This window comes from Flavobacterium sp. AK-301 (genome assembly GCF_058310215.1).
In genome coordinates this window covers 118,262-132,426 of sequence record NZ_JBZEES010000002.1, presented here as the reverse complement: position 1 = coordinate 132,426, position 14,165 = coordinate 118,262, and the positions used below count along the sequence as shown (strand labels likewise).

Sequence of the window (14,165 nt, the reverse complement as noted above, 5' to 3'; positions counted from 1 at the left end):
AAATACAAATAAAACAGCGTGGGCTAAAATACAAATTTTATACAATCAAAGTATGATTTTTAAATAATATTCTTTTTTAAATACATATCATTGAAAAATAACTCAATATTTGTGAATTATCTAATAATACAACAATTTTCATTTTTAAAAAATAACTGTACTTATTATACTGATTCTTTCCTAATACTTTTCTAACATTCTTTTCAAATACCTATTTATAATGTCGGGTAAACATCTCTACTTACCCGACTGACGTGAGCGCAATGTCATTAAATTAAAGAAGAACATAGATTTTGAAACTAGAAATCTTTTGCTATAACATACCAATTATAACTTGTTGACGACGCACCATAAGTAAGAGCACTTATTATAGTCGCTCTTTTACCTACAGGAATCTCTTTAATATTATTACCATTATCATCTAATCGTATATTTACATTTCTGGAAAATTTACAGGCTGTGTATTTAGTAGCACAAACTAAATAAAGAACTCTATCTTTATAATTAGAAGATATTGGAAGATCAAACCTATCCGATTCTCTTGACGCAAAAAGCACCAAAGTACTATTATGAGATGCAGTAATACCACTATTCGGCCCAACCGAAACCGAGCGACTAAAAACGCCACTGGCTCCAGAATAAAGCATTCCTGTTGACCTATCTATATGAACCGGTACCGTAGTAGTAGGATCATTAATAGAAACAAAACTCCTAAGCTCCTCTAACTTAACCGCTCCTTTTACATGAAGTTTTGCAGCCGGATTATCTGTTCCAATACCTACATTTCCCATTTGATAAATATTTTCAGTATTAGAGGTCGCTTTATTATTCTTAAACCCTGATACATTCCAGGGCTCTATAACAGCGATATCCACCTGTGTAGTAATTCCATTTATCACCGTCCGTAAAACACCTTTACTTGTAAGGGAAGAGGAAGAACTTTGTATTATATTTGTATAGGCTTTTACTCCGTTAACTATTGAGGTAAAATGATTATTCCCAACTCCTCCTCTTTCAATTATATTTGTAAACAAAAGATCATCACTATCCAGTAATCTATTCCATTTAGTATTCTCCCAATAATAATAACCCGGACGAAGACCACTAGCTGTACTGGTATTATAAAGGAATAAACCTCTGGGTACCAGACTGGGATAGTCACTTATAGGTTTTGGTCTTTTAATATCAAATAACCCAATACGTGGAAAGATTACTCCTTTAGATCCGGAGACAATTTCTAATTGTGCATATTCACTTGGAGGAAAACGACTATTTCCTCCTATTTTTGCCTGAGCAAAACAGTTAGTATAACCAATAAAAATAAAAAACAATAATAGTACTCTTTTTTGCATTCTTTTACTTTTTAAATTAACATTATAAACAACCTTTTTTCTATTAACTAATTCGATATACATAATACTTATAACTTAACTAATTAAGCTTTTTAATACTGTTTGCTTGCTTTGTTATATTTATAATTTATATGAAATCTATATTTTTAACACCTAAAGTCGGGTGCAAATAGATAGAATATAAATGGTATACTATTGAAAAAAGAGGGGTATTAAGAGTCGTTATTAGAATTATTTCTATTTATTACGGCTAAAGCAAACAGAAACACTACTTATTTATAAAAATATTATATTTAAAATACTCTTTTCGTTAAAAAAATAGTAAACTTAAATCAATATGATAATGACACAACAATAATCATATTCCAATAATCCTAATAGCATCAAAATAAATATACAGTATCTGAAATACCTCTTTATATTTTGAAAATTAGGATAGTATATTTCAAAAAATATTTATTCTCTTAATGGAAGATTAAAATAAAGATTATCCTTAATTTTGGCTTCTTTCATTATTGCAGGAAACAAAGTATCACCTTAAATAATAACGCAGGAAAAGATTTTTTTCAATCCATAATTAAACCATATCATGTTAGAGAAAGTATTTAAACTAAAGGAACATAATACAACTGTCCGTAAAGAAATTATTGCGGGTATTATTACCTTTTTGACAATGTCTTATATCCTGAGTGTTAATCCTAATATTTTGAGTACAACAGGAATGGATAAAGGTGCTTTGTTTACAGCCACAGTATTAGCTACAGTAATCGCTACTTTATTTATGGCTTTCTTTACTAACCTGCCTATTGCACAGGCTCCGGGTATGGGCTTAAATAACTTTTTTGCTTTTACGGTAGTCATGTCGATGGGGTATAAATGGGAATTTGCACTAACTGCCGTTTTTATAGAAGGAATTATTTTTATTCTTCTTACCTTTTTTAATGTACGGGAACTAATAGTAAAAAGTCTGCCGTTAGTACTTAAAGAAGCTATACCGGTGGGAATAGGCTTATTTATTGCCTTAATCGGACTTAAAAGTGGCGGAATAATCGATTCTAATCCGGATACACTTATAACCTTGGGACATCTATCTAATCATCATGTATGGATCGCATTATTAGGTTTATTAGTCACAGGGGTTTTACTGGCGTTGGATATAAACGGAGCGATACTGATAGGAATCATTACTGCTACTGTTTTTGGGGTTTTTCTGGGAGATATACATATGCCGGGCAGTATTTCTGACTGGGTGAGTTTACCTCCTTCTATTACTCCTATATTTGCTAAATTTGAATGGGAAGGGATTCTGTCATTAGATATGGTTATTGTTGTTTTTACATTCTTATTCGTTAATTTATTCGATACCGTAGGAACTTTAATTGGCGTTGTTTCAAAAGCGGGATTAGCAGATAAGGAAGGGAATTTTCCTCAACTAAAAAAAGCTTTATTTGCAGATGCTCTTGGAACAACTGTAGGGGCTGTTCTGGGAACTAGTACAATCACATCTTATGTTGAAAGCGCCTCGGGAGTAGCTGCGGGCGGAAGGACGGGTCTTACTTCTGTAAGTACGGCTATGATGTTCTTATTAGCTTTATTTCTGGCACCTTTATTCTCTATAATCCCCGGCTCGGCAACTGCTCCGGCTCTGATCGTTGTAGGATTATTTATGTTCTCTGCTGTAACAAAGATTAATTTTGATAAAATGACCGAAGCGCTCCCTGCCTTCATAACCATAATATTTATGCCTTTTACGTATAGTATAGCACAGGGAATTGTTTTTGGAATATTGAGTTACTGCCTGATAAAAGTATTTTCAGGTCGCTATAAAGAGGTAACTATAACGGTATATGTACTTACTATTCTATTTACGATAAAACTGATTCTGGATGCTGTTTATGTTTATAATAGTTGATAGTTAATAATTGATAATTGATAGTTTTTTGTGAGAGGTTATTTGTAAGATGTAAAATGTGGGAGTAACCGCAAGGTTCGCAAAGGTTTTTAGTTGCTCGAAAAGTCGCAAAGATGTTATGAGTACTGTGACCGAATACTGTAAACTGAATAACTGAATTACATCAGCGGTGCTGCTAAACGGAGTAATCTTCCGGTAAATCTTTGGATAAAAGATCTCTTCTTCCATTGAGCAAAATCTATCTTTTCTGCATTTTTTATATCTTCGAGAAACTGTTGTCTTAATTGCTCTGAAAATTCAGTATCATAAACAATCGCATTGATCTCAAAATTCAGATCAAAACTTCGATAATCCATATTTGCAGTACCTACCATGGCTAACTGACCATCACAAACCATTGTTTTTGCGTGTACAAATCCTTTTTGATAAAGATAAACTTCTACACCATACTCCATTAATTCTCCGTAATAAGAACTGGAAGTTGCATTTACAACTCTGGAATCAGAAACTCCGGGAACTAGTATTTTTACATCTACTCCGCTTAAACCGGCTACTTTTATGGCATTGAGTATAGTCTCATCAGGAATAAAATAAGGAGATGTTATAAAGACTTCTTCCTTTGCTAACATAATTGTCTGTGACATGGAAAGCATAATAGAGGCTATCTTTGAATCTGCTCCACTGGCAACTGTCTGCGTAATTTTAGTACCAATATCTACTGTTCTTAATTCTGAAGGGAAAAATTCTTCTGTGGGACCTAATAATTGTTCGGAAGCAAAATTCCAGTCGCTTAAAAAAGTGAACTGCAGATTATATACTCCTGCTCCTTCTATACGAATACTGGTATCACGCCAGTAATACTCATTTTTAAATTCTAAATTATTAATATATCTGTCGCTTATATTTATTCCGCCAACGTAACCTACTCTCCCATCAATCACCAAAATTTTTCTGTGATTTCGATTGTTTATTCTGTTAGCAAAAAGAGAAAAAATAATCTCGTAGAAAGGATATACTTCTACTCCATTTTCTTTTAATCTTTTAGCTAGTTTTTTTATTCCTGAACTTCCAAAAGCATCGTATACGAAGCGAACAGATACACCTTCTTTTACTTTTTCTATTAAAATATCGGCTATTTCATTTCCGGTTATATCATTTTCATAAATATAATATTCCAGATGAATATGCTTTTGTGCTTTTCTCAGATCTTCTTTAAATCGGGGAAACTTCTGCTCACCGTTAATTAATAAGTCTATCTGATTATAATTAGAAATAAGACTATTTTCATTTTGAAGAACTGCTTTTGCTACACTACCAAAGTTTCCAAATACTTCCTTATTATCTTCAAGTATCTTTTGTGAGTTATCATTAATAGCATTCACAATGCGACTATGCAGATTTTCATCACTGGTTATTTTTTTTGAATAGATTTCATTTCTTCTGTGATTTAACCCAAATGAAAAATAAATAAAGATCCCGACAACGGGAACAAACGCTGCTAATAATATATAAGCTGCTGCTTTAGAAGAAGATTTTGTATTGTAAATAATAACACAGCATACTGATACAACAATAAGATAATAAAAAACTAATAAAAGTGTACTCCAATTTAGATCTAAAAAATGTATCATTCAATTTTTTTATTACCTTACCTGTTATAATTCTTAATTTCAATTAAAAAACACAAACTAATCTTAATAGTTTAAAAACACGGTAATAGTAGTTATTATCAGCAAATATATAAATATTTAAGGCTGGTTCTAGTTATATAAAACTTACATCTCATTGTTTATAATGGCTATTTCTTTTTAGAGGGAAATATTAAACAATAAATCTTCATGCAGAAGTTCGTTTAAAGTTACAACGTCGGAATTCTTCATTGCTTTTAAAAGTTTATTCTCGTATACTGAAATCTGCTTTTTATCTGTAATATCAATTATTCTATCTTCCATTTCTTATATTATTGTATGAATTAAAAACATCCTTTTCCTATAAAAACACAAAAATACTTCCTAAACACACACATAAAATATTTTAACAATTATCATACAATAATTCTCTTTGTAAAACGCTATAAAACAAACAATTTCATTAATTTTTAATACTTTAACAATAAACTTAAAAACGGGTCTGAAAACTTGTTTAAAAACTTTTTTCTATGATTTTATGGAAAACATAGTTGGTTTGTAAATATTTTGCCTACATTTACAAAAGTTAAAACAACGAAAATGAAAAATTCATACATTATTCTCTCTGTCATTATTCTGAATGTGGTAATCACATCCGGAGAGGGAATGGTATAACCATATTTAAAAATTATTTTTTAAACCTCTCGATATAAAATCAGAGGTTTTTTTTATAAAATATATATGCAAACAGTAAAAAACATAATCGTCATTATCCTCATTATTATTCGCCCTCCGGAATGAGTAAGGTAGATTATTGTCTTTATAGTAAGCCTTTCTCATACCATTGAGAAAGGCTTTTTTTATTAAATAAAACTAATTAAAAATCAATTTATATGAATACGTATTACAATAACAACTCTGTTATATTCCTTGATGGGGAATTTGTAAAAGCAGCAGAATCATCAACTGATTTATACGGTCAGACCTTACATTATGGATATGGCGTATTTGAAGGAATCCGTTCCTACAATACGGAAAACGGTATACAAATTTTTAAAGAAAAAGAACATTATGATCGATTAAAAAGATCTTGTGACCTTATCAATATCCCTTTACCTTATACTCCTCAAGAACTTATAGATGCTACTTATCAATTATTAAAAGAAAACAATATGACAGATGCTTACATCCGTCCTCTTGTATTTTGTGATCCTAATATGGGGCTTACAAGACCTAATAAAGTATCTGTAATGATCTGTGCCTGGGAATGGGGCGCTTATTTAGGAGATAAGCAGTTACGTATAACAATCTCATCTTACTGCAGACCGCATCCACGCTCTACAAAAATAGAGGCAAAAGTATCAGGACATTATATTAATTCCATTTTAGCAACAACTGAGGCAAAAGATAAAGGTTATGATGAGGCTTTATTATTGGACGGAGAAGGTTTTTTAGCAGAAGGTCCGGGAGCAAATTTATTTTTTGAGAAAGATGGTGTTTTATTTACTCCTCAAAAAGGCAACATTTTACCGGGTATTACTCGTGAAACTGTTATTGAACTGTGTGAAAAATCAGGAATAGAATTAAAAGAAGGATTATACACTCCGGAAGATTTAAAAAACGCTGATAGTGCTTTTTATTGTGGAACAGCAGCAGAAATAATAGGTATCGAATCTGTTGACGATAAAAAATTTCCACTTGAATGGAGTCGTTCACTGGGTAAAAAATTACAGGAAAGCTATTCTCAGTTAGTAAGAGAACCGGCAGAAACTTTAATATCAAAACAATAATAAATGAATACATTAAATAAATATAGTAAGGTTATTACTCAGGATGAAACGCAACCTGCTGCACAGGCAATGTTATATGGAATAGGTTTAACAGAAGAAGATTTAAAGAAGGCTCAGGTTGGAATTGTAAGTACGGGATATGAAGGAAATACCTGTAACATGCATTTAAATGATCTTGCCAAAGATGTTAAATCAGGCGTGCAGGATGCGGATTTAGTTGGTTTAATATTTAATACTATTGGTGTAAGCGATGGTATTTCTAATGGTACGGACGGAATGCGCTATTCTTTAGTATCCAGAGATGTTATTGCGGATTCTATAGAAACGGTAGTAAATGCACAATGGTATGATGCGGTGCTTGCAGTAGTGGGATGTGATAAAAATATGCCGGGTTCTCTTATCGCAATGGGCAGATTAGATCGTCCTGCAATTATGATTTATGGCGGAACGATCCATTCGGGAAAATGGAAAGGAGAATCTTTAAATATCGTTTCTGCTTTTGAAGCTTTAGGTAAAAAGATCAATAATACAATTTCTGCTGAGGATTTTAAAGGTGTTATAAAAAATGCCTGCCCGGGTGCTGGTGCCTGTGGGGGAATGTATACTGCCAATACTATGGCGTCTGTAATAGAAGCATTAGGAATGAGTTTACCTTACAGCTCCTCCAACCCTGCTTTAAGCAAAGAGAAAAAACAGGAATGTGAGGATGCCGGTAAAGCGATTCGTATTCTGTTAGAAAAAAATATCCTTCCTTCTCAAATCATGACAGAGAAAGCATTTCATAATGCATTAGTTACTTTAATGGTCATCGGTGGTTCTACAAACGCTGTATTGCATTTAATTGCTATGGCAAAATCGGTAAATATCAATTTAACATTAGAAGATTTCCAAAAAATAAGTGATACAACTCCGGTATTGGCGGATTTAAAACCAAGTGGTCAGTATTTAATGGAAGATGTTCATGAAATAGGTGGTATTCCTGCTGTTTTGAAATATTTATTAAAGGAAGGTCTTATCTATGGAGATTGTTTGACTGTAACCGGAAAAACACTTGCTGAAAATGTTGAGAATGCTGCGGATCTTGACTTCGAAAAACAAAAAATAATTCGTTCTTTAAAAGATCCTTTAAAAACAACGGGGCACTTACAAATGCTTTACGGAAATCTTGCTGAGAAAGGTTCTGTTGCTAAAATAAGCGGTAAAGAAGGGGAAAAATTTGAAGGTCCTGCTCGTGTATTTGACGGGGAACAGGAACTTATTGCCGGAATCCAGAGCGGAAAGGTACATTCCGGTGATGTTGTAGTAATCAGACACGTTGGTCCAAAAGGAGCTCCGGGAATGCCTGAAATGCTGAAACCTACTTCTGCTATTATCGGAGCCGGATTGGGAAAATCAGTTGCTCTTATTACGGATGGACGTTTTTCCGGAGGGACTCACGGATTTGTAGTAGGTCATATCACTCCGGAAGCCTGGGATGGTGGAAACATTGGTCTTGTAAAAGATAATGACAGTATAACTATTGATGCGGTAAATAATATTCTTCGGTTAAATATCTCTGATGAAGAGCTTGCTAAACGTAAAGCAGAATGGAAACAGTTACCTCCTCCTGTTAAAAACGGAGTTTTATATAAATATCTTAAACAAGTAAGTGATGCAAGCGAAGGCTGTGTAACGGATGCTTATACGGATTAAAAAACGACCAAAACCAACCTTAAAATAATATTAAATGAATTTAAATCAAGAAGAAGCGGCCATATTAACCGAATCTGAAAATATAACTCAGGTTACAGGTTCTGTTGCGTTATTAGAGGGGCTAATTGCTGAAGGTACAGAGATTATCTTTGGTTATCCCGGAGGTGCTATCATGCCCATTTATGATGCGTTGTATGATTATAAAGAAAAGTTGACTCATATTCTGGTAAGACATGAACAGGGAGGTATTCATGCAGGACAGGGATATGCCCGTACGTCCGGCAAAGTAGGTGTAGTATTTGCAACCAGCGGTCCTGGTGCTACTAATCTAATTACGGGATTAGCGGACGCTCAAATAGACAGTACTCCGTTAGTATGTATTACAGGACAGGTATATGCTAATTTACTTGGAACGGATGCTTTTCAGGAAACGGATGTAATCAATATTACTACTCCGGTTACAAAATGGAATTATCAGATCACAGATGCTAATGAGATTCCGTCTGTTCTTGCTAAAGCTTTCTATATCGCAAAAAGTGGCAGACCAGGACCTGTATTAATTGATATTACAAAAAATGCTCAACTACAGTTATTTGATTATAAAGGCTATACTCTTTGTGACCATATCCGTAGCTATAGACCTAAACCTACTATCCGTCCTGAATATATTGAACAGGCTGCGGCACTGATTAATAAAGCAAAAAAACCTTTCGTTTTATTTGGACAGGGCGTTTTATTAGGCAAAGCGGAAAAAGAATTTCAGGCATTTGTTGAAAAAAGCGGTATTCCTGCTGCATGGACTCTTCTTGGTGCAGGTGCAATACCTACGGATCATCCTCTGAATGTAGGAATGCTTGGAATGCACGGTAATTATGGTCCTAATGTTCAGACGAATGCTTGTGATGTTCTGATTGCTATCGGGATGCGTTTTGATGATCGTGTAACCGGACGTCTTGATAAATATGCTAAACAGGCAAAAATTATTCATTTAGATATTGATCCGGCAGAGATAGATAAGAATGTTAAATCGGATGTTCCTGTATGGGGAGACTGTAAAGAAACTCTTCCAGCTCTGACGGTGCTTATTGAAGCTAAAAAACATGAGGAATGGTTAAAGGAATTCAGAGCTTTTGATAAAATCGAAAGAGAAGAGCTGATCGAAAAAGAAATCAATCCTCAAACGGGTGAATTAACTATGGGAGAGGTCGTGAACCAATTAAATAGACTAACTAAAGGGGATGCTGTTATTGTGACTGATGTGGGACAACACCAGATGGTAGCCTGCCGATATACAAAATTCAATAGTACCAGAAGTAATATTACTAGCGGAGGATTAGGCACAATGGGCTTTGGACTTCCGGCAGCGATCGGAGCAAAATTCGGAGCAAAAGACAGAACGGTTGTAACCATCATTGGTGATGGAGGTTTCCAGATGAATCCACAGGAATTAGGTACTATTATGCAAAGCGGAATTGATGTAAAAATTATCATTCTGAATAATCAGTTTCTGGGTATGGTACGTCAGTGGCAACAATTATTTAGCGATAAACGCTATTCGTCTGTTGATATTACTAGTCCTGATTTTGTAAAGCTTGCTGATTCTTATAATATTCCGGGGAAAAAAGTTACGGAAAGAAATGATCTGATCCCTTCTTTGGAAAAAATGCTTCAAAATAAAGGCTCTTATTTGTTAGAGATCATGGTAGTAAAAGAACATAATGTATTCCCTATGGTTCCTCAGGGCTGTAGTGTTAGTGAAATAAGACTTAAATAATAAAAGACCATGGGTGATAAAAATAATATAGAATCAGAGAACCATAAACAGGAATTTACAATTACTGTTTACACGGAAAACCAAATCGGTTTACTGAACCGAATTGCAATTATATTCTCGAGAAGAAAAATTAATATTGAAAGTTTAAATACTTCTCCTTCTGAGATCGAACATATTCATCGCTTTAATATCGTGATTCATGAAACGGAGGATGTTGTTCGCAAACTTGCCCGCCAAATAGAAAAACAGGTTGAGGTTCTGAAAGTATATTTTAATACTAATGAGGATATTATCTGGCAGGAAATGGCGCTTTATAAGGTGCCAACTGAAACTATTGCTGAGAAAGTACTGGTAGAACGCTTATTAAGAGAAAATGGCGCGCGAGCGGTTGTTATCCGAAAAGATTATACTGTCTTTGAAACAACAGGACACAGAGAGGAAACGGATAAACTAATTGAAGTATTACAGCCTTACGGATTAATTGAATTTGTAAGAAGTGCTCGGGTTGCAATTATCAAAGGTAGTGAAGGTTTTAACTCTAAACTGCGGGAATTTGAAAGAAGAGACCCGGGACAGGATGTTGTCGAAAATGAATTTCTGGACAAGAAAAATGAAGTATTCACTTTATAAAATTAAAATAAATTAAATCGTAAATCTAAATTATAAAAACCAAAATTATGGCAAAATTAAATTTCGGCGGAACAGTAGAAAATGTAGTAACGCGTGAAGAATTTCCGCTATCAAAGGCACAGGAAGTATTAAAGGATGAAACGGTAGCTGTTATCGGTTATGGTGTTCAGGGACCGGGACAGGCATTAAACCAAAAAGATAATGGGATAAATGTTATTGTAGGGCAACGTAAAAATTCTAAATCATGGGATAAAGCGGTTGCTGACGGATTTGTACCAGGTGAAACTCTTTTTGAAATTGAAGAGGCTTTACAACGTGGAACTATCATCTGTTATTTATTAAGTGATGCTGCACAGATTGAGTTATGGCCTACTGTAAAAAAACACCTTACTCCAGGGAAAGCTCTTTATTTTTCTCATGGATTCGGAATTACTTTTAATGAACAAACGGGTATCATCCCTCCTGCTGATGTAGATGTATTTTTAGTTGCACCAAAAGGTTCAGGAACTTCATTAAGACGTATGTTCTTACAGGGACGTGGACTGAACTCCAGTTATGCTATTTTCCAGGATGCTACAGGAAAAGCAAAAGATAGAGTTGTTGCTTTGGGAATTGCTGTAGGAAGTGGTTATTTATTTGAAACAGACTTTAAAAAAGAGGTATACAGTGATCTTACTGGTGAACGTGGAAGTTTAATGGGTTGTATTCAGGGTATTTTTGCTGCTCAGTATGATGTATTACGTGCTAATGGACACTCTCCTTCTGAGGCTTTTAATGAAACGGTTGAGGAATTAACTCAGAGTTTAATGCCTTTAGTTGCTGAAAACGGTATGGACTGGATGTATGCTAACTGTTCTACTACTGCACAACGTGGGGCTTTAGACTGGTGGACAAAATTTAGAGATGCTACTAAACCGGTATTTGAAGAATTGTATCATAGTGTTGCTACGGGTAAAGAATCTCAACGTTCTATTGACCTAAACAGTCAGCCTGATTATCGTGAGAAACTAAATGCGGAATTAAAGGAACTTCATGATAGCGAATTATGGCAAGCTGGTAAAGCGGTACGTAGTTTACGTCCTGAAAATCAACTGGTAGAAGAAGAATCAAAAGCTTAATACATTAGAGTTTAATATAAACATCCGTCACACGGAATAAAAGATACATAATATCATATCAATAGACTTTTATAGTCTTCCCTAAATCAAAATTAATATGATATTTCTTAAAATCTTGTGTGGCGGTTATTTACAACACGAAACAAAATGGGAAAAACATTAGTTGAAAAAATATGGGATGATCATGTCGTCAAAAGTGATGAAGGTTTTCCGGACATTTTATATATTGACACACATTTTATTCACGAAGTAACCAGTCCTCAAGCATTTGACGGACTACGTAAAAGGGGACTTCCTGTATTCAGACCTGCACAAACTATTGCTACTGCAGATCATAATATCCCTACTTTAAATCAACACTTACCTATTAAAGAAGAATTATCCCGTTATCAGGTGGACATGCTTACAAAAAACTGTACTGAATTTGGTGTGGAATTGTACGGCTTAGGTCATCCTTTTCAGGGAATTGTTCATGTTATCGGTCCGGAACTGGGAATAACTTTACCTGGTGCTACTATAGTGTGCGGAGACAGTCATACTTCTACTCATGGTGCTTTTGGATGTATTGCTTTTGGTATAGGAACTTCTCAAGTGGAGCAGGTTTTTGCTACACAGTGCTTATTACAGCAGAAACCAAAAACAATGAAAATTGAAGTAAATGGGGATTTGAAAGAAGGTGTAAGTGCTAAAGACATTATTCTATATATTATTTCTCAGATTTCTGCCGCAGGAGGTACAGGTTATTTTATTGAATATGCGGGAACTACAATTGAGAAATTAAGTATGGAAGCTCGTATGACTATTTGTAATATGAGTATTGAAATGGGTGCTCGAGGTGGTTTAATTGCTCCTGACCAGACCACTTTTGATTATATTAAAGGAAAAGAATTTGCACCTAAAGGAAACGACTGGGATAAGGCGGTTGCAAAATGGAAAACATTATATAGTGATAAGGATGCTTCTTTTGATAAAATATTACGTTTTAAAGCGGAGGATATTGAACCAATGATTACTTATGGTACAAACCCGGGAATGGGAATCGGTATCAGTCAGCCTATTCCTGCTACTAAAGATCAGATTTCTTCGGAACAACCTTCTTTCCAGAAAGCTCTTGATTATATGGGAATTAAAGGGGATTCTTTATTATTGGGAAAACCAATTGATTATGTTTTTATCGGTAGTTGTACTAATTCCAGAATGGAAGATTTACGTGAGGTTGCCGATTTTGTAAAAGGTAAACAGAAAGCAGAAAATGTAACGGTATGGATCGTACCGGGATCAAAACAGGTAGAACAACAGGCAATTGCGGAAGGATTAGACAAAATATTCGAAACCGCGGGTTTCCAATTACGTGAACCGGGATGTAGCGCTTGTCTGGGAATGAATGAAGATAAAATTCCTGCAGGAAAATATTGTGTGTCTACTTCTAACAGAAATTTTGAAGGCAGACAGGGTCCTAATTCAAGAACTTTTCTAGCCAGCCCTTTGACAGCCGCAGCCGCAGCAATCACAGGTAAAATCACGGATGTGAGAACGCTGATTTAATTAGTAGAGTATTCAGTTTACAGTACTCAGTATTCAAAACAGCTTTGCGAACCTTGCGTAAATCTTTGCGTTCATTACGGTTAAAGACCTTAAACTTTTAAAAACAAATATTAAAACAACTAACCTATACTTATGAGAAAATTTTCAAAAATAACGTCATCTATAGTACCGCTACCTATTGAAAATATTGATACGGATCAGATCATTCCGGCAAGATTTTTAAAAGCAACAACACGTGAAGGTTTTGGCGAAAATCTATTTTGTGACTGGCGCTATGAAAGCAATGGAAATAAAAGAGCAGATTTTGTATTAAATAATTCTCTATATAAAGGGGAAATACTGGTTGCAGGAAAAAACTTTGGTTGCGGAAGTAGCAGAGAGCATGCTGCGTGGGCAATTCAGGATTATGGTTTTCAGGTTGTAATAAGTAGTTTTTTTGCGGATATATTTAAAGGTAATGCACTCAACAACGGATTATTACCTATTCAGGTATCTGATGTATTCCTTCAGAAAATATTCAGTGCTGTAGCTCAGAATCCTGAAACACAGTTATTGGTAGATTTACAACAACAAATTGTAAAGATCGAATCTACGAATGATGAAGAAACGTTTGAAATAAATCCATATAAAAAATCCTGCTTATTAAATGGTTATGATGATATTGATTTTATATTAAACCAAAAAGAAGCAATAGAATCTTTTGAACAAAGAAGGGCTTAATATT

10 protein-coding genes are annotated in these 14,165 nt (G+C 34.4%); 8 read left to right on the top strand and 2 right to left on the bottom strand.

Annotated elements, in window-relative coordinates:
• Positions 1-299: 299 nt before the first annotated feature.
• The gene (locus AC4FQX_RS04185; RefSeq protein ID WP_491166419.1) at positions 300-1,352 is read right to left on the bottom strand and encodes a phage tail-like protein; all 1,053 of its coding nucleotides are present in this window, start codon (positions 1,350-1,352) and stop codon (positions 300-302) included.
• Between the two features lie 589 nt (positions 1,353-1,941).
• Between AC4FQX_RS04185 and AC4FQX_RS04180 the strand changes: the two genes are divergently transcribed.
• Positions 1,942-3,264 (top strand): NCS2 family permease, encoded by a 1,323-nt coding sequence (locus tag AC4FQX_RS04180; RefSeq protein ID WP_491166418.1) that lies wholly within the window; start codon positions 1,942-1,944, stop codon positions 3,262-3,264.
• Positions 3,265-3,422: 158 nt separating this feature from the next.
• Here AC4FQX_RS04180 and cls read toward each other — a convergent pair whose 3' ends face one another.
• Positions 3,423-4,895 carry a cardiolipin synthase gene (gene cls / locus AC4FQX_RS04175; RefSeq protein ID WP_491166417.1) on the bottom strand — a complete coding sequence of 491 codons (1,473 nt, stop codon included), beginning with the start codon at positions 4,893-4,895 and terminating at the stop codon, positions 3,423-3,425.
• 890 nt (positions 4,896-5,785) lie between these two features.
• Between cls and AC4FQX_RS04170 the strand changes: the two genes are divergently transcribed.
• The 7 genes from AC4FQX_RS04170 to leuD all read left to right on the top strand — a co-directional run bounded on the left by AC4FQX_RS04170 (position 5,786) and on the right by leuD (position 14,161).
• Positions 5,786-6,682 carry a branched-chain amino acid transaminase gene (locus tag AC4FQX_RS04170; RefSeq protein WP_491166416.1) on the top strand — a complete coding sequence of 299 codons (897 nt, stop codon included), beginning with the start codon at positions 5,786-5,788 and terminating at the stop codon, positions 6,680-6,682.
• 3 nt (positions 6,683-6,685) lie between these two features.
• The gene (gene ilvD, locus AC4FQX_RS04165; RefSeq protein ID WP_491166415.1) at positions 6,686-8,374 is read left to right on the top strand and encodes a dihydroxy-acid dehydratase; all 1,689 of its coding nucleotides are present in this window, start codon (positions 6,686-6,688) and stop codon (positions 8,372-8,374) included.
• 34 nt (positions 8,375-8,408) lie between these two features.
• Positions 8,409-10,148 (top strand): biosynthetic-type acetolactate synthase large subunit, encoded by a 1,740-nt coding sequence (gene ilvB, locus AC4FQX_RS04160; RefSeq protein ID WP_491166414.1) that lies wholly within the window; start codon positions 8,409-8,411, stop codon positions 10,146-10,148.
• A gap of 9 nt (positions 10,149-10,157) precedes the next feature.
• Positions 10,158-10,778 (top strand): acetolactate synthase small subunit, encoded by a 621-nt coding sequence (gene ilvN, locus AC4FQX_RS04155; RefSeq protein WP_491166413.1) that lies wholly within the window; start codon positions 10,158-10,160, stop codon positions 10,776-10,778.
• 47 nt (positions 10,779-10,825) lie between these two features.
• Complete coding sequence (ilvC, locus tag AC4FQX_RS04150; RefSeq protein WP_491166412.1) at positions 10,826-11,896, top strand: ketol-acid reductoisomerase; 1,071 nt, start codon at positions 10,826-10,828, stop codon at positions 11,894-11,896.
• Positions 11,897-12,043: 147 nt separating this feature from the next.
• Positions 12,044-13,441 (top strand): 3-isopropylmalate dehydratase large subunit, encoded by a 1,398-nt coding sequence (gene leuC / locus AC4FQX_RS04145; protein ID WP_491166411.1) that lies wholly within the window; start codon positions 12,044-12,046, stop codon positions 13,439-13,441.
• A gap of 132 nt (positions 13,442-13,573) precedes the next feature.
• Positions 13,574-14,161, top strand: coding sequence for a 3-isopropylmalate dehydratase small subunit (leuD, locus tag AC4FQX_RS04140; protein WP_491166410.1), 588 nt, complete (start codon positions 13,574-13,576; stop codon positions 14,159-14,161).
• Positions 14,162-14,165: the final 4 nt, after the last annotated feature.